The 23,802-nt window shown below is 73.3% G+C and carries 19 protein-coding genes and 3 pseudogenes; 15 read left to right on the top strand and 7 right to left on the bottom strand.

Going from position 1 to position 23,802, the window contains the following annotated elements; translation table 11 throughout:
- Positions 1–35 precede the first annotated feature (35 nt).
- The 8 genes and pseudogenes from AB0D46_RS20815 to AB0D46_RS20780 all read left to right on the top strand — a co-directional run bounded on the left by AB0D46_RS20815 (position 36) and on the right by AB0D46_RS20780 (position 8,619).
- A complete protein-coding gene (locus AB0D46_RS20815; RefSeq protein WP_362879353.1) occupies positions 36–719 on the top strand; it encodes a response regulator in 684 nt (227 codons plus the stop codon).
- 153 nt (positions 720–872) lie between these two features.
- Positions 873–3,769 (top strand): annotated as a pseudogene (locus AB0D46_RS20810) (DNA translocase FtsK).
- A gap of 205 nt (positions 3,770–3,974) precedes the next feature.
- Entirely contained in the window at positions 3,975–4,862 is an 888-nt protein-coding gene (locus tag AB0D46_RS20805) for a RodZ domain-containing protein (RefSeq protein WP_362879371.1), read from the top strand.
- A 125-nt stretch (positions 4,863–4,987) separates the two neighbouring features.
- The gene (rimO, locus tag AB0D46_RS20800; protein WP_362879351.1) at positions 4,988–6,481 is read left to right on the top strand and encodes a 30S ribosomal protein S12 methylthiotransferase RimO; all 1,494 of its coding nucleotides are present in this window, start codon (positions 4,988–4,990) and stop codon (positions 6,479–6,481) included.
- Positions 6,478–7,134 carry a CDP-diacylglycerol--glycerol-3-phosphate 3-phosphatidyltransferase gene (gene pgsA, locus AB0D46_RS20795; RefSeq protein WP_362879349.1) on the top strand — a complete coding sequence of 219 codons (657 nt, stop codon included), beginning with the start codon at positions 6,478–6,480 and terminating at the stop codon, positions 7,132–7,134. The genes rimO and pgsA overlap by 4 nt, the downstream gene beginning before the upstream one ends.
- A gap of 68 nt (positions 7,135–7,202) precedes the next feature.
- Positions 7,203–7,691, top strand: a complete 489-nt coding sequence (locus AB0D46_RS20790) for a nicotinamide-nucleotide amidohydrolase family protein (RefSeq protein ID WP_362879347.1) — start codon at positions 7,203–7,205, stop codon at positions 7,689–7,691.
- Positions 7,692–7,800: 109 nt separating this feature from the next.
- Entirely contained in the window at positions 7,801–8,178 is a 378-nt protein-coding gene (locus AB0D46_RS20785) for a helix-turn-helix transcriptional regulator (RefSeq protein ID WP_281208997.1), read from the top strand.
- 207 nt (positions 8,179–8,385) lie between these two features.
- Positions 8,386–8,619, top strand: coding sequence for a hypothetical protein (locus tag AB0D46_RS20780; protein WP_362879369.1), 234 nt, complete (start codon positions 8,386–8,388; stop codon positions 8,617–8,619).
- On the opposite strand, the gene AB0D46_RS20775 is transcribed toward AB0D46_RS20780, so the two are convergent.
- The 4 genes from AB0D46_RS20775 to AB0D46_RS20760 form a co-directional block, all read right to left on the bottom strand.
- On the bottom strand, positions 8,567–9,337 hold the full coding sequence (locus AB0D46_RS20775; protein ID WP_362879345.1) for an SDR family NAD(P)-dependent oxidoreductase: 771 nt from the start codon (positions 9,335–9,337) through the stop codon (positions 8,567–8,569). The genes AB0D46_RS20780 and AB0D46_RS20775 overlap by 53 nt on opposite strands.
- A 32-nt stretch (positions 9,338–9,369) precedes the next feature.
- Entirely contained in the window at positions 9,370–10,194 is an 825-nt protein-coding gene (locus tag AB0D46_RS20770) for a DNA-formamidopyrimidine glycosylase family protein (RefSeq protein WP_362879343.1), read from the bottom strand.
- A 117-nt stretch (positions 10,195–10,311) separates the two neighbouring features.
- Entirely contained in the window at positions 10,312–11,013 is a 702-nt protein-coding gene (locus tag AB0D46_RS20765) for a hypothetical protein (RefSeq protein WP_362879342.1), read from the bottom strand.
- Between the two features lie 188 nt (positions 11,014–11,201).
- Positions 11,202–15,809, bottom strand: a complete 4,608-nt coding sequence (locus AB0D46_RS20760) for an ATP-dependent helicase (protein ID WP_362879340.1) — start codon at positions 15,807–15,809, stop codon at positions 11,202–11,204.
- A gap of 80 nt (positions 15,810–15,889) precedes the next feature.
- Between AB0D46_RS20760 and AB0D46_RS20755 the strand changes: the two genes are divergently transcribed.
- From AB0D46_RS20755 to AB0D46_RS20745, 3 genes are all read left to right on the top strand, one after another.
- Positions 15,890–16,726: an AraC family transcriptional regulator gene (locus tag AB0D46_RS20755; RefSeq protein ID WP_362879338.1), complete on the top strand. Its 837-nt coding sequence runs from the start codon at positions 15,890–15,892 to the stop codon at positions 16,724–16,726.
- Between the two features lie 115 nt (positions 16,727–16,841).
- Entirely contained in the window at positions 16,842–17,543 is a 702-nt protein-coding gene (locus AB0D46_RS20750) for an AzlC family ABC transporter permease (RefSeq protein ID WP_362879367.1), read from the top strand.
- Positions 17,540–17,848 carry an AzlD domain-containing protein gene (locus AB0D46_RS20745; protein ID WP_362879337.1) on the top strand — a complete coding sequence of 103 codons (309 nt, stop codon included), beginning with the start codon at positions 17,540–17,542 and terminating at the stop codon, positions 17,846–17,848. Before AB0D46_RS20750 ends, AB0D46_RS20745 begins: the two co-directional genes overlap by 4 nt.
- On the opposite strand, the gene AB0D46_RS20740 is transcribed toward AB0D46_RS20745, so the two are convergent.
- Complete coding sequence (locus tag AB0D46_RS20740) at positions 17,817–18,851, bottom strand: hypothetical protein (RefSeq protein WP_362879335.1); 1,035 nt, start codon at positions 18,849–18,851, stop codon at positions 17,817–17,819. The two genes, AB0D46_RS20745 and AB0D46_RS20740, sit on opposite strands and share 32 nt — an antisense overlap.
- Positions 18,852–18,932: 81 nt before the next feature.
- On the opposite strand from AB0D46_RS20740, the gene AB0D46_RS20735 reads away from it, so the two are divergent.
- Entirely contained in the window at positions 18,933–19,127 is a 195-nt protein-coding gene (locus AB0D46_RS20735; RefSeq protein WP_362879333.1) for a DUF3046 domain-containing protein, read from the top strand.
- Positions 19,128–19,347: 220 nt separating this feature from the next.
- On the top strand, positions 19,348–20,442 hold the full coding sequence (locus AB0D46_RS20730) for an AI-2E family transporter (protein WP_362879366.1): 1,095 nt from the start codon (positions 19,348–19,350) through the stop codon (positions 20,440–20,442).
- Here AB0D46_RS20730 and AB0D46_RS20725 read toward each other — a convergent pair.
- Both AB0D46_RS20725 and AB0D46_RS20720 read right to left on the bottom strand, forming a co-directional pair.
- Positions 20,390–21,151: a Clp protease N-terminal domain-containing protein gene (locus tag AB0D46_RS20725; protein WP_362879332.1), complete on the bottom strand. Its 762-nt coding sequence runs from the start codon at positions 21,149–21,151 to the stop codon at positions 20,390–20,392. The genes AB0D46_RS20730 and AB0D46_RS20725 overlap by 53 nt on opposite strands.
- Before the next feature lie 81 nt (positions 21,152–21,232).
- Positions 21,233–22,051 (bottom strand): annotated as a pseudogene (locus tag AB0D46_RS20720) (helix-turn-helix domain-containing protein); the annotation flags it as partial.
- A gap of 5 nt (positions 22,052–22,056) precedes the next feature.
- Here AB0D46_RS20720 and AB0D46_RS20715 point away from each other — a divergent pair.
- Positions 22,057–22,383 (top strand): annotated as a pseudogene (locus AB0D46_RS20715) (MBL fold metallo-hydrolase); the annotation flags it as partial.
- A 304-nt stretch (positions 22,384–22,687) separates the two neighbouring features.
- Positions 22,688–23,800, top strand: a complete 1,113-nt coding sequence (gene recA, locus AB0D46_RS20710) for a recombinase RecA (protein WP_362879330.1) — start codon at positions 22,688–22,690, stop codon at positions 23,798–23,800.
- Positions 23,801–23,802 lie beyond the last annotated feature (2 nt).

The raw sequence follows: 23,802 nt of genomic DNA, 5'->3' as shown, positions 1-23,802 counted from the left end.
GGGGAGGCCCCGTGCCGGGGCGAGGAGGACAGGGCATGGTGCAGAAGGCCAAGATCCTCCTGGTCGACGACCGGCCGGAGAATCTGCTGGCGCTGGAGGCCATCCTCTCCGCGCTCGATCAGACACTGGTCCGGGCGTCGTCGGGGGAGGAAGCGCTCAAGGCGCTGCTGACGGACGATTTCGCGGTCATCCTGTTGGATGTCCAGATGCCGGGCATGGACGGATTCGAAACCGCCGCGCACATCAAGCGGCGGGAGCGGACCCGGGACATCCCGATCATCTTCCTGACCGCGATCAACCACGGTCCCCACCACACGTTCCGCGGTTACGCGGCGGGTGCGGTCGACTACATCTCCAAGCCGTTCGACCCGTGGGTGCTGCGCGCCAAGGTCTCGGTGTTCGTGGAGCTGTACACGAAGAACTGCAAGCTGCGGGAGCAGGCGGCGCTGTTGCGGCTCCAACTGGAGGGCGGCGGCTCCAACGGCGTGGACGGCAGCAAGGAGACGGCCGGCCTGCTGGCCGAACTCTCCGCGCGGCTCGCGGCGGTCGAGGAGCAGGCGGAGGCGCTGACCAAGCAGCTCGGCGAGGATTCGGCGGACGGCGCGGTCGTGGCGACCGCCGCCCATCTGGAACGCAAGCTGACCGGACTGCGGCGCGCGCTCGACGCGCTGGAGCCGGGCACCGACGGCCCGACCGCGGTCCTCCCGGCCCAGGGCTGAGCGGGCGGAGCCGCCCCGGCGCGGGGCGGCCGTCCGCGGGCTGCGGCCCGAGCGGGAGCGGTCGCGCGGAACGACGGTCCGCGGAACCCGCGCTGGGCGGGCGTCAGGTCTGTCGGGGCGTCAAAGTGCGTACGGACCCGGCGACACGAACGGGTGAAGGGGTGGGCACGCGTGTCCACCGGCGTGCGCACCGGTAACCTCGGCGCATGGCCTCAAGTACGTCCGGCAAGGGTTCCCCGAGCAGTGCGGGCACCGCGAAGGGCCGCACCGGCCGTACGACGGCGCCGGCGAAGAAGTCCGCGCCCGCGCGCAAGCCCCCCGCGAAGAAGGCCGCTGCGGCCCGGCGCGGCCCGGTGAAGAAGGTCGCCGCGAAGCCGGCGCCGTCCCCGACCGGGGGCGTGCTGCGGCTGGTGCGCGCCTGCTGGCTCGGTCTCGCGCACGCGGTCGGCGCGGTCTTCCGCGGGATGGGTCGCGGCGCCAAGAACCTCGACCCGGCCCACCGCAAGGACGGACTCGCGCTGCTGCTGCTGGGCCTGGCGCTGATCGTGGCCGCGGGGACCTGGTCGAACCTGCGCGGACCCGTCGGGGACCTGGTCACCATGCTGGTCACCGGGGCCTTCGGGCGTCTGGACCTGCTCGTGCCGATCCTGCTCGGCGTCATGGCGGTACGTTTCATCCGCCATCCGGAACAGACCGATGCCAACGGGCGCATCGGCGTCGGCCTGTCGGCGCTCGTCGTCGGCGTGCTGGGGCTGGTGCACATCGCCTGCGGGGCGCCCGGCCGCGACGAGGGCACGACCGCGATGCAGAACGCGGGCGGGCTCGTCGGCTGGGCCGCGTCCAAGCCGCTCATCTTCACCATGGGCGCGCCGCTGGCCGTCCCCATGCTGGTGCTGCTCACCATCTTCGGCCTGCTGGTGGTCACCGCGACCCCGGTCAACGCGATCCCGCAGCGGCTGCGCCGGCTCGGCATCCGGCTCGGCATCATCGCGCCGAACGAGTACGACGAGGGGTACGGGGACGTGGAGGGCGCGGTCCCGCGCGCCGGCCGCGACCGGCACGACGCCGAGCAGTGGCGGGCCCGCGCCGGGGACCCCGCGGGGCACGGCGACCCGGCGGACGCCGCCGAGGAGGCCGCGCTCGCCCGCCGGCGCCGGCCGCGGCGCAGCGCCGGCCGGCCGGGCGAGCGGGGGATGGACGCCGTCGACGTGGCCGCGGCGGCCGCCGCCGCCCTGGACGGGGTCGTCTACGGGGGGCTGCCCCCGTCCCCGCTGGTCGCCGACCTCACCCACGGCATCTCCACCGGGCCGGAGGGCGCCGAGATCACCGCCCCGGTCCCGCCCGCCCGCGACGAGCGGACCGTCGTCGCACCGCCGGTGCCCCCCGAGGCGCCCGCCCCGGTCGCACCGACGGCGCCGACCGCGCCGGTGCCGCCGGGCGGGCCCGTCGCCGCCGATCCGCCGAGCGAGCGCACCGCGGCCGCTTCCGGGACGCTGTCCGTGCCGGACCTGACGAAGTCCGCGCCCGAGGCGCAGCCGCTGCCGTCGCGCGCCGAGCAGCTCCAGCTGCGTGGGGACATCACGTACGCGCTGCCCTCGCTGGACCTGCTGGAACGTGGCGGGCCGGGCAAGACGCGCAGCGCCGCGAACGACGCGGTCGTGGCCTCGCTGTCCAACGTGTTCACCGAGTTCAAGGTCGACGCGAAGGTCACCGGCTTCACCCGGGGGCCGACGGTCACCCGCTACGAGGTCACCCTCGGCGCCGCGGTGAAGGTGGAGCGGATCACTGCCCTGGCGAAGAACATCGCCTACGCCGTGGCCTCGCCGGACGTACGGATCATCAGCCCGATCCCCGGCAAGTCGGCGGTCGGCATCGAGATCCCGAACACCGACCGCGAGATGGTGAACCTGGGGGACGTGCTGCGCCTCGCGGACGCCGCCGAGGACGACCACCCGATGTTGGTCGCGCTCGGCAAGGACGTCGAGGGCGGTTACGTCATGGCCAACCTCGCGAAGATGCCGCACGTGCTGGTCGCCGGCGCCACGGGTTCCGGCAAGTCCTCCTGCATCAACTGCCTGATCACCTCGGTGATGCTGCGGGCCACCCCGGAGGACGTCCGGATGGTGCTCGTCGACCCCAAGCGCGTCGAGCTGACCGCGTACGAGGGCATCCCGCACCTGATCACGCCGATCATCACCAACCCGAAGCGGGCCGCCGAGGCCCTGCAGTGGGTGGTGCGCGAGATGGACCTGCGCTACGACGACCTCGCGGCCTTCGGCTACCGACACATCGACGACTTCAACCAGGCGATCCGCGACGGCAAGATCAAACTGCCGCCGGGCAGCGAGCGCGAGCTCAGCCCGTACCCGTACCTGCTGGTGATCGTCGACGAGCTCGCCGACCTGATGATGGTTGCCCCGCGCGACGTGGAGGACTCGATCGTCCGCATCACCCAGCTGGCCCGCGCGGCGGGCATCCACCTGGTGCTCGCCACGCAGCGTCCCTCCGTGGACGTGGTGACGGGTCTGATCAAGGCCAACGTGCCCTCCCGGCTCGCCTTCGCCACCTCCTCGCTCGCCGACAGCCGCGTCATCCTGGACCAGCCGGGCGCCGAGAAGCTGATCGGCAAGGGTGACGGGCTGTTCCTGCCGATGGGCGCGAACAAGCCGGTCCGCCTCCAGGGCGCGTTCGTCACCGAGGACGAGATCGCCGGGATCGTCCAGCACTGCAAGGACCAGATGGCGCCCGTCTTCCGGGACGACGTGACCGTCGGGCAGAAGCAGAAGAAGGAGATCGACGAGGAGATCGGCGACGACCTCGACCTGCTGTGCCAGGCCGCGGAACTCGTCGTCTCCACCCAGTTCGGCTCCACCTCGATGCTCCAGCGCAAGCTGCGCGTCGGCTTCGCCAAGGCGGGGCGGCTCATGGACCTGATGGAGTCGCGGGGGATCGTCGGCCCGAGCGAGGGGTCCAAGGCGCGCGACGTCCTGCTCAAACCGGACGAGCTGGACGGCGTGCTCGCCGTGATCCGGGGGCAGGACACGCCGTAGCACGGGGGTCCGTCCGGCTCACTCGACCGCATGGGATCGGCGGGCAACCGTTTCCCTTGGGCGTGCGTCAAGTTGAGGAGACGACGGGGGTCCTCCCGAAGCCATTCGGATGGCGTAGGAAGAGGACCCTCCGGTTGCCCCACCCTTTCGTCACCCCCCTAGACTGGTAAGCCAGCAGGTGGCTACACGCTCGAAAGGCGCCCTCGTGTCCATCGGCAACTCCAACTCCCCCGAAGAAGAGCGTCCTTCGACCGACGACCGGTCCGAGGACCGCATCGTCGAACGTTCCGTCGAAGAGCCGTCGATCGGGACGGCCCTCAAGAAGGCCCGGATCGCCGCCGGGCTCACCGTCGACGAGGTCAGTTCCACCACCCGCGTGCGCATCCCGATCGTGCACGCGATCGAGGAGGACGACTTCACGCGCTGCGGCGGCGACGTCTACGCCCGCGGCCACATCCGTACGCTCGCCCGCGCCGTCCACCTCGATCCGGCACCCCTGATCGACAGCTACGACGCGGCCCACGGCGGCCGGCCGGCTCCCACCCCGGCCGCGCCCATGTTCGAGGCCGAGCGGATCCGTCCCGAACGGCAGCGGCCCAATTGGACCGCCGCCATGGTCGCGGCCATCGTCGCCGTGATCGGCTTCGTCGGCTTCACCGCCTTCAGCGGTGGCGACGCCCAGAGCAAGCGGCCGCAGGCGGACGGTTCCGCCTCCCCGCAGCCCGCACCCAAGCAGACGGCGGGCAAGCCCGCCGCCCAGACCCCGCCGGCGCCCAAGCCGTCGCCGTCGGACAGTGCGATCGCCGCCGCCCCCAAGGACCTCGTCACCGTGGTCCTGACGGCCAGCGAGGGCGAGAGCTGGATCTCCGCGAAGGACCACAGCGGGCGACTGCTGTTCGACGGAACCCTCACGCAGGGCGAGTCGAAGACCTTCACGGACAAGGAGTCGATCGACCTCGTCCTCGGTGACGCCGGGGCCGTGAACCTGTTCGTGAACGGCAAGGAGATCAAGGACAGCTTCCAGCCCGGTCAGGTGGAACGTCTCACCTACACCAAGGAAGATCCGCGTCAGGGCCAGGCCCAGGCGGGCTGACCAGCACGGAACAAGAAATTCCGGATCCCCGGGACGTCGCGCGGCAGCCGCCGCCGGCCCCGGGGATCTCGTCGTGGCGGGACGTGGGGCGGGGGCCGGGGTCGGGACGAAGTAGTCTTGAGTCCATGCCCGAACGCCGTACCGTCGCCCTTGTCACTCTTGGCTGCGCCCGTAACGAGGTGGACTCGGAGGAGCTCGCAGGCCGCTTGGCGGCGGATGGCTGGGAGCTCGTCCAGGACGCCGCCGACGCGGACGTAGCCGTCGTCAACACCTGCGGCTTCGTCGAAGCCGCGAAGAAGGACTCCGTAGACGCCCTGCTCGAAGCGAACGATCTGAAGGACCACGGCAGGACCCAGGCCGTGGTCGCCGTCGGCTGTATGGCCGAGCGCTACGGCAAGGAACTCGCCGAAGCGCTCCCCGAGGCCGACGGAGTCCTCGGCTTCGACGACTACGCCGACATCTCCGACCGCCTCCAGACCATCCTCAACGGCGGCGTCCACGCCTCCCACACCCCGCGCGACCGGCGCAAGCTGCTGCCGATCAGCCCGGCGGAGCGCCAGGACGCCGCAGTGGCCCTGCCCGGACACGCGCAGGAGCCCGAGGCCGCCCCGGCCGACCTGCCCGACGGCCTCGCCCCCGCCTCCGGCCCGCGCGCGCCGCTGCGCCGCCGGCTCGACAAGAGCCCCGTGGCCTCGGTGAAGCTGGCCTCCGGCTGCGACCGCCGCTGCTCCTTCTGTGCCATCCCGTCCTTCCGCGGGTCCTTCATCTCCCGCCGCCCCAGCGACGTGCTGGGCGAGACGCGCTGGCTGGCCGAGCAGGGCGTCAAGGAGGTCATGCTGGTCTCCGAGAACAACACCTCGTACGGCAAGGACCTCGGCGACATCCGGCTGCTGGAGACCCTGCTGCCGGAGCTCGCCGCCGTCGACGGCCTCGAGCGCGTCCGCGTCAGCTACCTCCAGCCCGCCGAGATGCGGCCCGGCCTGATCGACGTACTCACCTCGACCCCCAAGGTCGTCCCGTACTTCGACCTGTCCTTCCAGCACTCGGCCCCCGACGTGCTGCGCGCCATGCGCCGCTTCGGGGACACCGACCGCTTCCTGGAGCTGCTGGACACCATCCGCTCCAAGGCCCCGCAGGCCGGTGTGCGGTCCAACTTCATCGTCGGCTTCCCCGGCGAGAAGGAGTCGGACTTCGCCGAGCTGGAGCGTTTCCTCACCCACGCCCGCCTCGACGCCATCGGCGTCTTCGGCTACTCGGACGAGGACGGCACCGAGGCCGTCACCTACGACGGCAAGCTGGACGCGGAGACCATCGCCGAGCGCCTCGCCCACATGCAGCGCCTCGCCGAGGAGCTCACCTCGCAGCGCGCGGAGGAGCGGATCGGGGAGACCCTGGAGGTGCTCGTCGAGACGGTCGTGCCGCTCGACGAGGCCGAGGAGGGCGAGGGCGCCTACGGGCGCGCCGCCCACCAGGCACCCGAGACCGACGGCCAGGTCGTCTTCACCGACGGCACCGGACTGGTTCCCGGGCGTATCGTCACGGCAAAGGTGGTCGGCAGCCTCGGCGTCGACCTGGTGGCCGAGCCCCTGGGCATGGAGTTTGAGGAGGCGGCCGGATGACCGGAGTCCCGGCATCGGCGGCGGGCGGGACCGGCCGCCGGCCCGCGCCCGGCACCAAGCTCGGGACTGCGGCCGTCAACCAGGCCAGCCTGTGGAACATCGCCAACATCCTGACGATGATCCGGCTCGTCCTCGTGCCGGGATTCGTCATGCTGCTGCTCGCCGACGGGGGCTACGACCCCGTCTGGCGGGCGTGGGCGTGGGCGGCCTTCGCCGTCGCCATGATCACGGACATCTTCGACGGGCACCTCGCGCGGACCTACAACCTGGTCACCGACTTCGGGAAGATCGCCGACCCCATCGCCGACAAGGCGATCATGGGTTCGGCGCTCATCTGTCTCTCCTGGCTGGGTGACCTGCCCTGGTGGGTGACCGGAGTGATCCTCGGGCGGGAGCTCGGGATCACGCTGATGCGCTTCTGGGTCATCCGCTACGGAGTGATCCCGGCCAGCCGGGGCGGCAAGCTGAAGACCCTCGCCCAGGGCACGGCCGTGGGGATGTACGTCCTCGCGCTCACCGGACCGCTCGCGACCCTGCGGTTCTGGATGATGGCGGTCGCCGTCGTGCTGACCGTCGTCACCGGTTTGGATTACATCCGACAGGCCGTGGTCATGCGTCGGGTCGGACTGGCCGCGGAGCGGGCCTCGAAGTGACGTACGGATCAGGGGACGCGGCGGAGGCCGTGCGGGGCGCCGAGGGCGCCACGGGGCCCGCCGAGGACGTGCTGAGGCTGCTCGCGGAGAGTGACCAGACGGTCGCCGTGGCGGAATCCCTGACCGGAGGAATGGTCGCGGCCGAGTTGACGGCGGTGCCGGGGGCCTCCCGCTCCTTCCGCGGCTCGGTCACCGCCTACGCCACGGAGCTCAAGCACCGCGTGCTCGGGGTGGACGCGGGGCTACTGGCGGCGGAAGGCGCGGTGAACGCGCAGGTCGCGCAGGAGATGGCCGACGGGGTGCGGCGCGTGATGGGCGCTTCGTGGGGGATCGCGACCACCGGAGTGGCCGGTCCGGACCCGCAGGACGGGCAGCCGGTGGGCACCGTTTTCATCGCCGTGGCAGGTCCGACGGGCAGGAAAGCGACCCGGCTGTGGTTGAACGGCTCCCGTACGGAAATTCGTAAGGAGAGTGCACGGACTGTGCTCGAACTGTTGTCGAGCGAACTCCGCGAGAATCTGCGGGGGCAGGATACGGAACGGAACGGGGGGATTTGATGTTTGCAGCCCTGAGTGAACACGACATCGCTCCCCGCACGGCCGCGGCGCGAGGCGGTACGGTGGGGCGTGAAGGTTACGGCTACACGGTCAGAGGAGGGAGCCACCGATGATTCTGCTCCGTCGCCTGCTGGGTGACGTGCTGCGTCGGCAGCGCCAGCGCCAGGGCCGTACTCTGCGCGAAGTCTCCTCGTCCGCCCGAGTTTCGCTCGGCTATCTCTCCGAGGTGGAGCGGGGGCAGAAGGAGGCATCCTCCGAGTTGCTCTCCGCGATCTGCGACGCGCTGGACGTACGGATGTCCGAGCTGATGCGCGAAGTCAGCGACGAGCTGTCGCTGGCCGAGCTTGCGCAGTCGGCAGCTGCAAGCGAACCGGTGCCGGCACCGGTGCGCCCGATGCTCAATTCCGTCTCCGTGGCCTCGGTCACGGGACCGGAGCGGGTGACCATCAAGGCACCCGTGGAAGCGGTGAACGTCGTAGCCGCTTGAGTGCACGTGAACATGTGAGTGTGGCGGGAGCCCCGGGCGGTGCGTCGAGCACCGGCCCGGGGCTCCTTGCCGTGCGGGGGCCGTGGGGGCGTCGCAGTGGGCGTTCTGGGTGCGGGGGACGGGGTGGTGCGGGAGGATGGGCCCGTCCGGGATCCGGCCCGCTGGGAGGTGGCCGTGCGGCGGTTGCTCATACCCCTCGCCCTCGCGATGGGCGTGCTGTGGTGGTGGGCCGTGCTGCGGCTGACGCTGGCACCGGCCGAGGCCGGGCCCGTGGAGGGCGCGGTGGCGGTCGGAGGCTGGGGGCTGGGGCTGCTGCCGGTGCACTGCGCGCGGCGGGCGGACGCGGGGCGGCGGGGGCGGGCGGGCGATGTGGAGCCCGTCGTCGGGGTCACCAGGGCATCGACACTCCACCGTTCGGGCGAAGGATCTGGCCCATCATGAAGGACGAGGCGTCGCAGGCGAGGTAGAGCACGGCCTGGGCGATGTCCTCGGGCTCGCCGACCCGGCCCAGCGGGGACATCCGTACCATCGTCGCCTCGGTGCGCTCCAGGACTTCGGCGCTGTGCCGGCCGGTCATCGGGGTGCGGATCCAGCCGGGGGCGACGGCGTTGACGCGGATGCCGTGCGGGCCGCTCTCGGTGGCGAGGGTCTTCGTCAGCTGGACCACGGCGGCCTTGGCGGCGCTGTAGCAGAGCAGTCCGGCCTGGGCGGCGTCCACGGCGCCGGAGGCCATGGTGATCACCGAACCGGGGCGGCCCGCGGCGATCATGGCCCGCACACCCTCCTGGCAGGTGCGCAGCACCCCTTTGAAGTTCACGTCCAGGATCCGGTCGAGGTCCTCGTCGGTGGTCTCCAGGACGCTGCTGGTGTGCATGACCCCGGCGATCGCGGCGACGACGTCGAGCGGACCGGCCGCGGTGACGGCGGTCCGCAGGGCGGCCCGGTCGGTGACGTCGAGGGGGTGCGCCGTGGCGGCCCCGCCGGCGCCGGTGATCAGGGACGTCGTCCCGGCGAGGCCGATCTCGTCGCGGTCCGCGCAGTGCACCCTCGCGCCCGCCCGGGCCAGGAGCGCGGCGGTGGCGCGGCCGATGCCGCTGGCGGCCCCGGTGACGAAGGCGGTGCGGCCGGTGAGGTCGTACGCGATGGCGGGTGTGGGCATGCAGGGACGGTACGAGTGGATCTGACGACCCGTCAACCGGTGCGGTGGCGTCCGGTGGGTGCGGGGGCGGGCCCGGACTGGCAGCGCGGGCACCAGTACGTGGGGCGGTCGTCCTGCGCGGCGTGCAGGACGGAGGCGCCGCAGCGCAGGCAGGGGCGGTGGTCGCGGCCGTAGACGAACAGCTCCCTACCGGGCAGGCGGCTGCCGGTGGTGGAGCGGCGCCCGTGCGCGCCGATGTTCGCGGCCAGCAGGCGCTGGGCCGCTGCCGCGAGGCGGGGGAGGGTGACCTCCGGATCGGGGAGCGCGCCGACCGGGGTCCAAGGGGTGGCCTGCGCGAGGAAGCAGGTCTCGGACTTGTAGATGTTGCCGATGCCCGCCAGGTTGCGCTGGTCGAGCAGGGCTTCGCCGAGGGGGCGGTCCGGGTCGGAGAGCAGGTTGGCGGCGGCCCGTGCGGGGTCCCAGTCGGGGCCGAGCAGGTCGGGGCCGAGGTGGCCGACGACCCGTTCCTCCTCGGCGGTGCGGATCAGCTCCAGGACGGGCAGCCGGTAGCCGACGGCGGTGGTGTCGGCGGTGCCGAGCACGGCGCGGATCTCGTAATCGGGGCCGCCGCGCCACTTCTCGCCCGGGGCGAAGACGTGCCAGGCGCCGTCCATGCGCAGGTGGCTGTGGAGGGTGAGGCCGCCTTCGATGCGGGCGAGGAGGTGCTTGCCGCGCGGGGTGACGTCCAAGGTGGTGCGGCCGGTGAGGTCGGCGAGGGCGAAGCGCGGGACGCGCAGGTCGCTGAGGGTCAACGGCTTGCCGGCGAGGGCGGTGTGCAGCCGGCTCGCGGCGCGGTGGACGCTGTCTCCTTCGGGCATGGGGCCATTGTCGCGCCGGGCGGTCGCCGACGGGGTCCGCCGGGCCCGCGGCGGACGACGCGACCCCCGCCGACGGCGCCGGCCGGGGTTCGTGGTCGGTGGGCCCGGGGCCGCCGGCTACTTCCAGACGAGTTCCTTGTTCTTGCTCAGGATGTTGTACGGGTCGCCCCAGTACTGGGCGCCGGTCACCTTCGTCTGGGCCGACGGGGCCAGGGCGAGGGCGCAGCCGGTCTGCGTCTTTCCGTTGGTGAAGCCCTTCGGCAGGGACTCGTTCGGGCACTTCTCGAACGTGCCGATGATCGACACGCCCTGGGCCTCGCTGCCGTCCGGGAGGAGGCCCTTGATGTGGCCCACGGAGGTGTGCGACAGGTCGACGGTGCCGGTGTTCTGAACGGAGTACCGGACGTAGTAGGGGATCATCCCCTTGACCTTGTCGCCGAGCTTGAGGGCGTCCAGGTCGGCCGGGTTGCCCTGCTCGATGGCGGTGACGGTGAGGGCGATCTGGCCGCCCTTGGTGCTGCCGTAGTCGAACGGTATCCGCGCGGCCTCGCCGATCCTGAAGACCTGGCCGGACTTCGCGGTGCCGTTGGAGCCGGGGGCGGGCGCCGTTCCGGCGTCGGCGCTCGCGCTCGACGAGGAGCTGGGAGCGGCCGGGGTGCTGGGCTGGGCCGAGGGTGAGGCCGGTCGGCTCTCCTGGGTGCTGGGCCGGTCCGCGGGGAGCTCCTCGTTGCCGTTCTTGCAGCCGGTGAGGGCCAGGCCGGCACAGACGGCCAGGCCGACCGCGCCGAAGGTGGTTCCGCGCATGTTGATGGTGCTCACTCTTGGTTCCCCCATGGTGGTGCACCGCCCGTGCGGTGCTGTGATCATCTTGATAGGGCATGGACGAGGGCCCGGGCGAGCTCAGGGGCGGACGGGAACCGTTTCGTGACATGGCCAGAACAGGCGCGGCACAGTCGAGACCGGATCGAGTCCTCGGCCGCCCCCGCCCCCGGACGCGGGCACTCCGCTCAGTCGCGCAGCCGCAGGCCCCTCGGGGTCGCATGGAAACCGGCCGCCTCCAGGTCGGCGCCCAAGGGCGAGGTCAGGGCCGCGGCGGCGTTGACCCGCTCCACGGTGAGCGCCGGGAGGGTGCCCGTACGGGACGCCGTGACCAGGGCCGTCGTGGCCGCCAGGAGCCGCGGGTCCCCGGCCTCCGGCCAGGCCAGCAGGGTCTTGCCGCCGCGCTCCAGGTACAGGGTGAGCTCCCCGTCCACCAGGACCACCAGGGAGCCCGCCTTGCGGCCCGGCTTGTGCGTCGCGTCGCCCGGGGGATCGGGCCAGGGCAGGGCCGCCCCGTACGCGTTCGCCGGGTCGGCGGCGGCCAGGACGACCGCTGCCAGCGGGGGCGGGGTGCGCTCGGCCGCCCGGAGCCGGTCCACGGCGCCGTCCATCGCGAACTGGGCCGCGCCCAGCCCCTCCACCACGTACCCCCGGCGGGCCTGGCCGCTGTCCTCGAACGCGGACAGCACCCGGTAGACGGCGCTGAAGCCGCCCGCGACGCCCTCGGCCGCCACCGCTCCCCGGGTGACCACCCCGTGCCGGTCCAGCAGGGTGCGGGCCAGGGCGTGGGCCCGGTGCGTCGGGTCGGGGGCGGCGGCCGGTAGCAGCGACCAGCGGCCCGAGACCGTCGGCGGACCCGTACGGGAGACGGTCCCGCCGAGGGTGCCGTAGCGCCCGCGCGGGACGGTGCGCCGGGCCCGGTGCGCGGTGGCGCCCGCCGTCCGGCCGGAACCCAGCAGGGAACGCAGCGGGGCCAGGGTGTCGTTCGTCAGCCGGCCGGACCAGGCCAGGTCCCACACCACCGAGGACAGCTCCAGGTCGGAGACCTCCGGGTGCCTGGCGCGGACCGACTGGGTGAGCTGGCGGAAGAACAGGCCGAAGCCCCCCGACAGGGCGTCGAGGACGGCCTTGTGGAGTTCGCCGAGTTCCAGCGGGTGCGGCTCGGGGAGCAGCAGCGGCGCGGCGTCCGCCAGGTAGAGCGAGACCCAGCCGTCCTTGCCGGGCAGGGCTCCGGCGCCCGCCCACACCACCTCGCCCGTCGTGGTCAGCTCGTCCAGCATGGCGGGGGAGTACCCGGCCACCCGCGACGGCAGGACCAGCCGCTCCAGGGCCGAGGCGGGGACCGCCGCCCCCTGGAGCTGTTCGACGGCGCGGGCCAGGCCGTCGATGCCGCGCAGGCCGCCGCCCAGGTGCTGCCACTGGGGCAGGAAGGTGGCCAGCGAGGTCGGCGGGACCGGCTCCAGTTCCTGGCGCAGCGCCGCCAACGAGCGGCGGCGCAGCCGGCGCAGCACGGCCGCGTCGCACCACTCCTGACCGCTGCCCGCCGGATGGAACTCGCCCTGGACCAGCCGGCCCGCCGCCGCGAGGCGGTGCAGGGCGCCCTCGGTGACCGCCGTGCCCAGACCCAGCCGGGCCGCGACGACGGGCGTCGTGAACGGGCCGTGGGTGCGGGCGTACCGGGCGAGGAGGTCGCCGAGGGGGTCCTTCACCGGTTCCGTGAACGCCTCGGGCACCCCGACCGGCAGGGCCGTGCCCAGGGCGTCCCGCAACCGGCCCGCGTCCTCGATCGCCGCCCAGTGCTCCACGCCCCCGATCCGGACGTCGACGACGCGGCGGGCGGCGCCGAGTTCGCGGACCCACGCCGGGTCCGCGCCGCGCTCGGTCAGCTCCGCGTCGGTGAGCGGGCCCAGCAGCCGCAGCAGGTCGGCCACCGATTCGGAGTCCTTGGCCCGCCGCTCCGGGGTCAGCCACTGGAGCTCCCGCTCCAGGTCCTCCAAGACCTGCGCGTCCAGCAGTTCGCGCAGTTCCGCCTGGCCGAGTAGCTCCGCGAGCAGCCGGGAGTCCAGCGACAGCGCCGCCGCCCTGCGCTCGGCGAGCGGCGAGTCGCCCTCGTACAGGAACTGGGCGACGTAACCGAACAGCAGGGAACGGGCGAACGGCGAGGGCTCGGGGGTGGTGACCTCGACCAGCCGGACCCGGCGCGCTTCGATGTCCCCCATCAGCTCGGTCAGGCCCGGGACGTCGAAGACGTCCTGGAGGCATTCGCGCACGGCCTCCAGCACGATCGGGAAGGAGCCGAACTCCGAGGCGACCTGGAGCAGTTGCGAGGCCCGCTGGCGCTGCTGCCACAACGGGGTGCGCTTGCCCGGGCTGCGCCGCGGCAGCAGCAGCGCGCGGGCGGCGCACTCGCGGAAGCGGGAGGCGAACAGGGCGGAGCCGCCGACCTGGTCGGTGACGATCCCGTTCACGTCGCCCCGGTCGAAGGTGACGTCGGCCGCGCCCAGCGGGGGCTGGTCGTCGTCGAACCCGTGGGTGGGGACGTGCGCGGGATCGTGGTCGAGGAGGTCCATGGACAGCAGGTCGGCGTCCGGCAGGCGCAGCACGATGCCGTCGTCGGCGTGCATGACCTGCGCGTCCATGCCGTACTTCTCGGCCAGCCGGGCGCCGAGGGCCAGCGCCCAGGGGGCGTGCACCTGGGCGCCGAACGGCGAGTGGACCACGACCCGCCAGTCGCCCAGTTCGTCACGGAACCGCTCGACGACGATGGTCCGGTCGTCCGGTACGTGGCCGCAGGCCTCGCGCTGCTCGGTGAGGTAGGCGAGGACGTTGTCGGCGGCCCAGGCGTCCAGGCCCGCCGCGAGCAGTCGCAGCCGGGCGTCCTCCTCGCTCAGGGCGCCCAGTTCGCGCAGGAACGCGCCGACCGCGCGGCCCAGTTCCAGGGGGCGGCCCAGCTGGTCGCCCTTCCAGAACGGCAGCCGGCCGGGTACCCCGGGCGCGGGGGTGACCAGGACCTGGTCGCGGGTGATGTCCTCGATGCGCCAGGAGGTGGTGCCCAGGGTGAACACGTCACCCACGCGGGACTCGTAGACCATCTCCTCGTCGAGCTCACCGACCCGGCCGCCGCCCCTGCCGCCCTTCTTCGTGTCGGACGCGGCGCTGCCCGCGAGGAAGACGCCGAACAGGCCGCGGTCGGGGATGGTGCCGCCGGAGGTGACGGCCAGCCGCTGGGCGCCCGGTCGGCCCGTGATCGTCCCCGCGACGCGGTCCCACACCACGCGGGGCCGCAGTTCGGCGAACGCGTCCGAGGGGTAGCGGCCCGCCAGCATGTCCAGCACCGCCGTGAACGCCGACTCCGGCAGGGCGGCGAAGGGCGCCGCGCGGCGCACCAGGGCCAGCAGCTCGTCCAGCTGCCAGGTGTCCATCGCGGTCATCGCGACCACCTGCTGGGCGAGGACGTCCAACGGGTTGGAGGGGATCCGCAGCGATTCGATCGAGCCGGTGCGCATCCGCTCGGTCACCACGGCGGCCTGGACCAGGTCGCCCCGGTACTTGGGGAACACCACGCCCGTGGAGACCGCGCCCACCTGGTGGCCGGCGCGGCCCACGCGCTGGAGCCCGGAGGCCACCGACGGCGGCGACTCGACCTGGATCACCAGGTCCACCGCGCCCATGTCGATGCCCAGTTCGAGGCTGGAGGTGGCGACCACGGCGGGCAGCCGGCCCGCCTTCAGGTCCTCCTCGACCAGGGCCCGCTGCTCCTTGGACACCGAGCCGTGGTGCGCGCGGGCCAGCAGCGGCGGGGCGCCGAGGGCCGCGCCCGACTGCGCCATGACCTCGGCCGGCGAAGCGCCCTCCGGCAGGGCGGCGCCGGTGGCCCGCTCGTGGGCGATCTCGTTGAGCCGGTTGCAGAGCCGCTCCGCGAGCCGGCGGGAGTTGGCGAACACGATCGTCGAGCGGTGGGCCTGCACCAGGTCCGCGATGCGCTCCTCCACGTGCGGCCAGATGGACGGCCTGTCGCCGCCCTCCTTGCCCTCGGTGGCGGGGGAGCCGCCCAGCTCGCCCATGTCCTGCACGGGAACGACCACCGACAGGTCGAACTCCTTGCCCGAGGGCGGCTGCACGATCTCGACGCGGCCGCGCGGCGCGAGGTAGCGGGCCACCTCGTCCACCGGACGGACCGTCGCCGACAGCCCGATCCGGCGCGCGGGGCGCGGCAGCAGCTCGTCCAGCCGCTCCAGCGACAGCGCCAGGTGGGCGCCTCGCTTGGTCCCGGCCACGGCGTGCACCTCGTCCAGGATCACCGTCTCGATGCCGGACAGCGCGTCGCGCGCGGCCGAGGTCAGCATCAGGAACAGTGACTCGGGCGTGGTGATCAGGATGTCCGGGGGCCGCGTGGCCAGGGCCCGCCGCTCGGCCGGCGGGGTGTCCCCCGACCGGATGCCCACCCGGATGTCCGGCTCGGGCAGGCCGAGGCGGGCCGATTCCTGCCGGATGCCGGTCAGCGGGCTGCGCAGGTTGCGCTCCACGTCGACGGCGAGGGCCTTCAGCGGGGACACGTACAGGACGCGGCAGCGCTTCTTGGCCTCGGCGGGCGGCGGGGTCGAGGCCAGTTGGTCGAGGGCGGCGAGGAAGGCCGCGAGGGTCTTGCCGGAGCCCGTCGGCGCCACCACCAGCACGTCCGAGCCCTCCCCGATGGCCCGCCAGGCACCCTCCTGCGCGGGGGTGGGCGTACGGAAGGCACCCGTGAACCAGGAGCGGGTCGCGGGCGAGAACGAGGAGAGCGCGGAGCCGGACATGCCCCCATCGTGCACCCCGGTACCGACATACGGCCCGACCTGCGAGAACGCCCCCACCCGGTCGGGCGCAGAATGGGGGGATGGGGACGGACGCGGAACGCGGGGAGTGGGCCCGGCACTGGCAGTACGCGGAACTGCCCGGTCTGGACCTGCTGCGCGCCCGCTACGTGCGCCACACCTTCCCGCGCCACGCCCACGACGGGTACGTGATCGCCGCCGTCACCGGGGGCGTCGAGGAGATCGGACTGCCCGGCGGCACCGTACGGGCCGGCCCCGGCAGCGTCGTGCTGATCAACCCCGAGGTCGCGCACACCGCGCGCGCCGGCGTCCCCGAGGGCTGGACGTACGCCACCCTCTACCCCTCCCGCGAGCTGATCACCGATGTCGCCGCCGAGATCGGCACCCCGCGCGGGACGCCCGGCTTCACCGCCGAGCCGGTCATCGACCTGCCGGGCTCCCGGGCGATCACCGAGGTCCACCGGGCCGCCGAGGAGGGCAACGCGCTGGCCGCCGACACCCTCCTGCGGAGCGTCGTGGCCCGGATGCTCACCCGGCACGCGGGCCCGCTGCCCGCCCTTACGCCGCACCGCGCGGGCGCCGCCGACGCCGAGCGGGCCCGGGCCGTGCTGGCGGAGCGGATGGCCCGGCCGCCCTCGCTGGAGCAACTCGCGGCCGAACTGGGCACCGGCCCCTTCGCCCTGCTGCGGGCCTTCCGCGCCCGCTACGGCATGCCGCCGCACACCTGGTTGACCGACGCCCGGGTCCGGCGGGCCCGCCTGCTGCTGGACGGCGGGACCGCGCCGGCGGAGGCGGCCGTCGCCGTCGGCTTCACCGACCAGCCGCACCTGAACCGGCACTTCACCCGCATCGTCGGAGTTCCGCCGGGCGCCTACCGGCGGGAGCGGGCGGCCGGCTGACCGCGCGGGCCTGGGCGGCGAGTCCGCCGGGGTGAAGGACCGGGCCGGACGTGCAAGAACGTACAAGACGGGGCCGGCCCGGCCTGCGTACCTTCGGGGCGTGGGAGAACATCGGATGGTGATGCGGGAGACCCCCGAGAGGGTCGACGACGGGCGGCCCCGCGCCGCGGTCGTGCGGGACGCGCTCGGGGTGGGGGTGGCCGTCGGGCTGTCCGGGTTCGCGTTCGGCGTGACCGCCGCGGGCGCCGGGATCAGCGTGCTCCAGGCCTGCGTGCTGAGCCTGCTCGTCTTCACCGGAGCCTCGCAGTTCGCGCTGGTCGGAGCCCTGGCCTCGGGCGGCAACCCGTTCACCGCGGCCGCCGGCGCCTTCTTCCTCGGGACCCGCAACGCCTTCTACGGGCTGCGGCTGTCGCAGCTCCTCGCGCTGCCCCGGTTCCTGCGGCCGCTCGCCGCGCACTGGGTGATCGACGAGACCACCGCCGTGGCGCTCGCCCAACCCGACCGCAAGGCGGCCCGGCTCGGGTTCACCGTCACCGGCCTCAGCCTGTACCTCCTGTGGAACCTCACCACCCTCCTCGGGGCGTTGGGCGCCGAGGCCATCGGGGACACCGCCGCGTGGGGGCTGGACGCCGCCGGGCCCGCCGTGTTCCTGGCCCTGCTCGCGCCGATGCTCAGGACCGCCACCGAGCGGGCCGTCGCCGCGCTCGCCGTCGTCCTCGGACTGGGCTTCCTGCCCTTCCTGCCCGCGGGGGTGCCCGTACTGATCGCCGCGCTGGCCGCCCCGGCCGTCCTGTGGCTGAAGGGACGCCGCTCGTGAACGTCTGGATCGCCATCGGGATCACCGTCGTCGGGTGCTACGCCCTCAAGCTCGTCGGGCTGCTGGTGCCCGCCGGAGCACTGGAGCGGCCCCTGGTCCAACGGCTCGCCGCCCTGCTGCCCGTCGCGCTGCTCGCCGCGCTCACCGCGCAACAGACCTTCAGCACCGGCCACGAGCTCGTCCTCGACGCCCGGGCCGCCGGGCTCGCCGCCGCCGGGGCCGCGCTGCTGCTGCGGGCCCCCTTCCTCGTCGTGGTCGGCGCCGCGGTCGTGGTCACCGCGGCCGTGCGGGCCCTGGCAGGCTGACCCCGGTCAGGGGCCGCCCGTACGCCCGGAGCGTCAGCAGGGCCTCCAGGGTGGCGATCGGCCGCCGCTCCAGCGAACTGCCCGGCGCCCAGTCCGGGCGCCGCACCGGCCAGCCGCCGTCCGGCCGCTGCTCCGTGGCCAGGAAGTCCAGCGAGCGCCGCATCTCCTCGTCGGTGAACCAGCCCCGGGCCAGCGACTCGGGGCGCTGGGCGTAGTCGTACGGGAACAGCACCTCGCCCGGCGCGTACCCGGCCGACAGCGGGTACCGGCCGCGCCGGCCCGGGTCGAGCACCACCAGCCGCTGCTCGCGCACCAGCCGGCCGAGCCGGTCCGCGGCCGCCGCCGCGCGGGCCCGGTCGGGGACCCCGTCGAGGAAGGCCACCGCGCCGCGGGCCTCGTACGGGTGCGAGCGGCGCAGGTTCTCCACCCGCTCCCAGCAGAAGTCCGTCGCCCGGAACAGCCACGCGTGCCAGATCCGGTTGCGGTGCAGCAGCCCGACGACCGGCCCCGTGGTCACCAGCTCGCCCGGCGGGTCGTCGCACACGCGGTGGTAGGGGGCGGTCGGGTGGTGGCGCGGCGGCGGGAAGACCAGCGGGAGCGCCCCGTCCGGGGTGGAGACCGCGGTCAGGTGGCGGCAGAGCCGTTCGATGCGCTGCCCGGCGCAGCGGCCGAGGCCGTCCAGGACGCGCAGGGCGTGCGCGGTGTGCAGCGGCTGGCTCAGCGGGCCGCGCAGATCGGGGTCCAGGGCGTGCCCGTAGCCGCCGTCCGCGCCGAGGTAGGCGCCGAGGGCGGCGTCCACCGGGTCGGCCTCGCCGCCGAGGAAGTGGAACGCGAACCGGCGCTGCTCCAGGACGCGGGCCGTGAGCCAGATGAACTGCTCGGCGCGGACCAGCGGAGCCGATCGATCCGATCGATCCGCCGCCAGCGCCGCCTGTGGGGCTTGCGCGGCCTGTGGGGCGGGTGGGCCCGGGGGGGCCGGCGTGGAAGCTTCGTCTCCAGGCATGCGTGACACCGTAGGGCGCGGGGCCCGCCCCGCAGGGCCCGAACGGGACGGGTGCACTCTCCGGGGCGGGATACTGGAAGCATGCGGTTGACGACATTTTGGGAACGGATGGGCGAGCACTTCGGCGCCGGCTACGCCGACTCCTTCGCACGGGACCACGTCATGACGGAGCTGGGCGGGCGCACGGTCCACCAGGCGCTGGACGCGGGCTGGGAGGCCAAGGACGTGTGGCGCGCGGTGTGTTCGGCGATGGACGTACCGGCCACGCTGCGCTGAGGGCCGCGGGGGCCGGGCACTGCTTCGCGGTACGGCCGGTCGGTGGGCGAGACTGGGCCGCGTGGCAGTGACAGATGAGACGACCGACCCGCCCGCGGACGCCCCCGGCACGGCGCCCCCGACGGCCGCCGGTCCGCCCGGCGGCGGGCCGTGGCCGGCCGACCCGGGGCGGCCGGGCGGGCCGCCCACCGACGCCGCCCCGGCCGGGGCGGACGCGCGGATGCCGCGGTGGCTGCCGCGCGCGGTGATCCTCGTACTGGCGTTGATCGCCTGCTTCCAACTCGGCAGCTGGGCCTTCCACCAGCTGATCGGCCTGCTGATCAACGTCCTGATCGCGTTCTTCCTCGCGCTCGCGATCGAGCCGGCCGTGGCCAGGATGGCGGCGCGCGGCGTGCGCCGCGGGCTCGCCACCTTCCTGGTCTTCCTCGGGGTGTTCGTCTTCGCGGTGGGCTTCCTCGCCCTGCTCGGCTCGATGCTCGCCGGGCAGATCGTCGACATGGTGGAGGGCTTCCCCCGCTACCTCGACTCGGTGATCAGGTCGATCAACGACACCTTCCACACCGAGCTGTCCCGGCTGGAGATCCAGGACAGCCTGCTGCACTCCGACTGGCTCCAGAAGTACGTGCAGAACAGCGCGACCGGCGTGCTGGACGTGTCAACGACCGTGCTCGGCGGACTCTTCCGACTGCTGACGGTCGGCCTGTTCTCCTTCTACTTCGCTGCCGACGGGCCGCGGCTGCGGCGCGCGCTGTGCTCCGTACTGCCGCCGGCCAAGCAGGCGGAGGTGTTGCGGGCCTGGGAGATCGCCGTCGCCAAGACAGGCGGCTACCTTTACTCGCGCGGGCTGATGGCGCTGATCTCCGGCGTCGCGCACTACGTGCTGTTCGCGTTCCTGGACGTGCCGTACGCGCCCGCGCTCGCGGTCTGGGTGGGGCTGGTCTCCCAGTTCATCCCCACCATCGGCACCTACCTGGCGGGCGCGCTGCCGATGCTGATCGCCTTCACCGTCAACCCCTGGTACGCGCTGTACGTGCTCGGGTTCGTGGTGGTCTACCAGCAGTTCGAGAACTACGTGCTGCAACCGAAGCTGACCTCGAAGACCGTCGACATCCACCCGGCGGTGGCGTTCGGTTCGGTCATCGCGGGCACCGCCCTGCTGGGCGCGGTCGGGGCGCTCATCGCGATCCCGGCCGTCGCCACGTCGCAGGCGTTCCTCGGCGCGTACGTGAAGCGGTACGCGCTGACGGAACACGCGGACGTCTCTACCGCCCGTTCTCGTCCGGGGCGGCGAGTACGGCTGCCATGGCGTCGTTGACCCAACCCTCGACGGCGTCCTTGGTGACGCCGAGGCCGCTCAGCGGACCCGTGCCGTGCTCCAGCTCCAGCAGCGCCAGCAGGACGTGCTCGGTGCCCACGTAGTTGTGGCCCAGGCGCAGGGCCTCGCGGAAGGTGAGCTCCAGGACCTTCTTCGCGGAGGCGTCGAAGGGGACGAGGTCGGGCACCGACTCCGCGGCGGCGGGCAGGCCGGCGACGGCCGCCGTGCGGACGGCGTCGGCCGTGACGCCCCGGGCGGTGAGGGCGTGCGCCGCGAGGCCGTCGGGCTCGGACAGCAGGCCGAGGAGCAGGTGCTCGGTGCGGATCTCGGTGTTGCCGGCGGCGCGGGCCTCGTTCTGCGCGGTCACGACGACGTTGCGGGCGCGGGGGGTGAAGCGGCCGAAGCCCTCGTTGGGGTCGATACCGGGCTCGCCCTCCTTGTCGGCCTTGGGGACGAAGCGCTTCTGGGCGGCCTGGCGCGTGACGCCCATGCTGCGGCCGATGTCGGTCCAGGAGGCGCCGGAGCGGCGGGCCTGGTCGACGAAGTGACCGATGAGGTGGTCGGCCACGTCACCGAGGGACTCGGCGGCGACGACGGCGCCGCTGAGCTGCTCCAGGGTGTCGGTGTGGACCTTCTTGATGGCCTCGATGAGATCGTCCAGGCGCACCGGATTGGTCATGCGGACGGGTTCCACGGGAGGGGTCGTCATGAGTGCAACCCTAGGTTGACACCCGACCAGTGTCAACCTTCGGTTGTCAGTCGGCCGGGCCTGCGGCGTGCGGGAGCGGGCTCACGGCGTACGGGAGAACGAGCGCCGGTACGAACGCGGCGGCACGCCCCGGCGGCGCACGAACTGCTCGCGCAGGACGGCCGCGCTCCCGTACCCGACCCGCCGGGCGATCTCCTCCACCGGCAGGTCCGTGGTCTCCAGCAGCTCCTCGGCGCCGCTCAGCCGCAGGCTCCGTACCCAGGCGTACGGGGTGGTGCCCGTCGCGGCGGTGAACCGGCGGGCGAAGGAGCGTTTGCTCATCATGGCGCGACGGGCCGGCTCCGCCACCGGCAGCGCCTCGTGCAGGTTCTCCCGCACCCAGGCCAGCACCTCGGCCGGCCGCTCGTCGCGCCCGTCCCGCGGGGCGGGCGCCGCCAGGTACTGGGCCTGCCCGCCGTCGCGGTGCGAGGGCAGCACCACGTCCCGCGCCACGGCGTTCGCCGTCGCGGCGCCGTGCTCCCGCCGCAGCAGGTGCAGGCACAGGTCGAAGCCGGCCGCGGCGCCCGCGCCCGTGACGATCCGGCCCTCGTCGACGTACAGGGCGTCGGGTTCGACGGACACCTCGGGGTGAGGGTCGGCCTGCAGCGCCGCGAACCTCCAGTGCGTGGTGGCCCGCAGACCGTCGAGCAGACCGGCGGCGGCGAGTGCGAACGTACCGACGCAGTGGGCCGCGACCAGCGCGCCCCGCCCGTGCGCCGCCGACAGCGCGTGCGGCACGGCGGGGCCCGGCGGCGTACGGAAATCCGCCCCCGGCAGCGCGATCACCAGGTCGGCGACGGCCAACCGGTCCAGTCCGTGCGACACCGTCAGCGGCACGCCCGGATCGGTGGGGACCGGCCCCCGAAGCCCGCGTCCACGACCACAAGGCCGTCTACCGGCACGACCAGTGGACCGACCGGGACGCCGAGGGGCACGAACTCACCCCCTCCCTGCGCCTGATCCGTACCCCGGGCCACAGCCGCGAGGACATCACGCTGCCGGCGGGCACGGGCGAGGGCGTCATCGCCTTCGTGGGCGACCTGTGGTGGCGCCCCAACGGCCCGGTCGAGGACCCGGTCGCTCCCGACCACGAACTCCTGCGGGCCTCCCGGCTCCGCGTCCTGGGCGCCGCGGACGTGATCGTCCCGGGGCACGGCGGGGCCTTCCCGGCGGACGGTACGGCTCCGCTGTAGGCCCGGCCGCGGTCCCGGATCGGTGTGGGCGGCTGCCGGACACGGGAGTGTCGGCAGCCGTGGCGCCGACGGCGGTGAGGGCGGCGGACGTAGCCGGCTCCTGGGGTCGCGGTCATGGGGAAGCGGGGCGGCGCGGCTTGGCGCCCGTGGCGGGTGGGGCGGGCGTGGCGCGCTTGACAGGGAAATCGAACATCCATTCTGATGAGTTATCCACAGCTGACCCTGGCGTGGGAGCGCATTGTCAGTGGCAGGCGTTAGCGTCAATGGCGTGAAGCGATCGACTCAAGCAAATCGGGTGGAACCCATGGCAGGCACCGACCGCGAGAAGGCTCTCGACGCCGCACTCGCACAGATTGAACGGCAATTCGGCAAGGGTGCGGTCATGCGCCTCGGCGACAAGCCGAACGACCCCATCGAGGTCATCCCCACCGGGTCGACCGCGCTGGACATCGCCCTCGGCGTGGGCGGGCTGCCCCGCGGCCGCGTGATCGAGGTGTACGGACCGGAATCCTCCGGTAAGACCACGCTGACCCTGCACGCCGTGGCCAACGCGCAGAAGGCCGGCGGCACCGTCGCCTTCGTGGACGCCGAGCACGCGCTCGACCCCGAGTACGCGAAGGCCCTGGGCGTCGACACCGACAACCTCATCCTCTCCCAGCCCGACACCGGCGAGCAGGCGCTGGAGATCGTGGACATGCTGGTCCGCTCCGGCGCCCTCGACCTCATCGTCATCGACTCCGTGGCGGCGCTCGTGCCCCGTGCGGAGATCGAGGGCGAGATGGGTGACTCGCACGTGGGTCTCCAGGCCCGTCTGATGAGCCAGGCCCTGCGAAAGATCACGGGTGCGCTCAACCAGTCCAAGACCACCGCCATCTTCATCAACCAGCTCCGCGAGAAGATCGGTGTGATGTTCGGCTCGCCGGAGACCACCACCGGTGGCCGCGCGCTGAAGTTCTACGCCTCCGTGCGTCTGGACATCCGCCGCATCGAGACCCTCAAGGACGGCACGGACGCGGTGGGCAACCGCACCCGCGTCAAGGTCGTCAAGAACAAGGTCGCGCCGCCCTTCAAGCAGGCCGAGTTCGACATCCTCTACGGCCACGGCATCAGCCGCGAGGGCGGCCTGATCGACATGGGTGTGGAGCACGGCTTCGTCCGCAAGGCCGGTGCCTGGTACACGTACGAGGGCGACCAGCTCGGCCAGGGCAAGGAGAACGCCCGCAACTTCCTGAAGGACAACCCCGACCTCGCCAACGAGATCGAGCGGAAGATCAAGGAGAAGCTGGGCGTGGGCGTCCGCAAGGTCGACCCCGCCGCCGAGGAGGCGGGCGCCGCACCGGCCGATGCCGCCGCGGCCGTACCCGCCCCGGCGTCGAAGGCCAAGACGACGGCCAAGGCCGCCGTCGCCAAGAGCTGACC

The organism is Streptomyces sp. NPDC048383, from assembly GCF_040651775.1.
Classification (GTDB): Bacteria; Actinomycetota; Actinomycetes; order Streptomycetales; family Streptomycetaceae; genus Streptomyces.
Note: the sequence above shows the minus strand (reverse complement) of the source record. Positions and strands in the feature narration are given on the sequence as shown.

Excerpts from the sequence above, each read along its gene's own strand:
- AB0D46_RS20815 (WP_362879353.1), top strand. The coding sequence starts at position 36 with ATGGTGCAGAAGGCCAAGATCCTCCTGGTCGACGACCGGCCGGAGAAT.
- rimO (WP_362879351.1), top strand. The coding sequence starts at position 4,988 with ATGCCCGAACGCCGTACCGTCGCCCTTGTCACTCTTGGCTGCGCCCGT.
- pgsA (WP_362879349.1), top strand. The coding sequence starts at position 6,478 with ATGACCGGAGTCCCGGCATCGGCGGCGGGCGGGACCGGCCGCCGGCCC.
- AB0D46_RS20785 (WP_281208997.1), top strand. The coding sequence starts at position 7,801 with ATGATTCTGCTCCGTCGCCTGCTGGGTGACGTGCTGCGTCGGCAGCGC.
- AB0D46_RS20780 (WP_362879369.1), top strand. The coding sequence starts at position 8,386 with ATGGGCGTGCTGTGGTGGTGGGCCGTGCTGCGGCTGACGCTGGCACCG.
- AB0D46_RS20775 (WP_362879345.1), bottom strand. The coding sequence starts at position 9,337 with ATGCCCACACCCGCCATCGCGTACGACCTCACCGGCCGCACCGCCTTC.
- AB0D46_RS20770 (WP_362879343.1), bottom strand. The coding sequence starts at position 10,194 with ATGCCCGAAGGAGACAGCGTCCACCGCGCCGCGAGCCGGCTGCACACC.
- AB0D46_RS20760 (WP_362879340.1), bottom strand. The coding sequence starts at position 15,809 with ATGTCCGGCTCCGCGCTCTCCTCGTTCTCGCCCGCGACCCGCTCCTGG.
- AB0D46_RS20755 (WP_362879338.1), top strand. The coding sequence starts at position 15,890 with ATGGGGACGGACGCGGAACGCGGGGAGTGGGCCCGGCACTGGCAGTAC.
- AB0D46_RS20750 (WP_362879367.1), top strand. The coding sequence starts at position 16,842 with ATGGTGATGCGGGAGACCCCCGAGAGGGTCGACGACGGGCGGCCCCGC.
- AB0D46_RS20740 (WP_362879335.1), bottom strand. The coding sequence starts at position 18,851 with ATGCCTGGAGACGAAGCTTCCACGCCGGCCCCCCCGGGCCCACCCGCC.
- AB0D46_RS20735 (WP_362879333.1), top strand. The coding sequence starts at position 18,933 with ATGCGGTTGACGACATTTTGGGAACGGATGGGCGAGCACTTCGGCGCC.
- AB0D46_RS20730 (WP_362879366.1), top strand. The coding sequence starts at position 19,348 with ATGCCGCGGTGGCTGCCGCGCGCGGTGATCCTCGTACTGGCGTTGATC.
- AB0D46_RS20725 (WP_362879332.1), bottom strand. The coding sequence starts at position 21,151 with ATGACGACCCCTCCCGTGGAACCCGTCCGCATGACCAATCCGGTGCGC.
- recA (WP_362879330.1), top strand. The coding sequence starts at position 22,688 with ATGGCAGGCACCGACCGCGAGAAGGCTCTCGACGCCGCACTCGCACAG.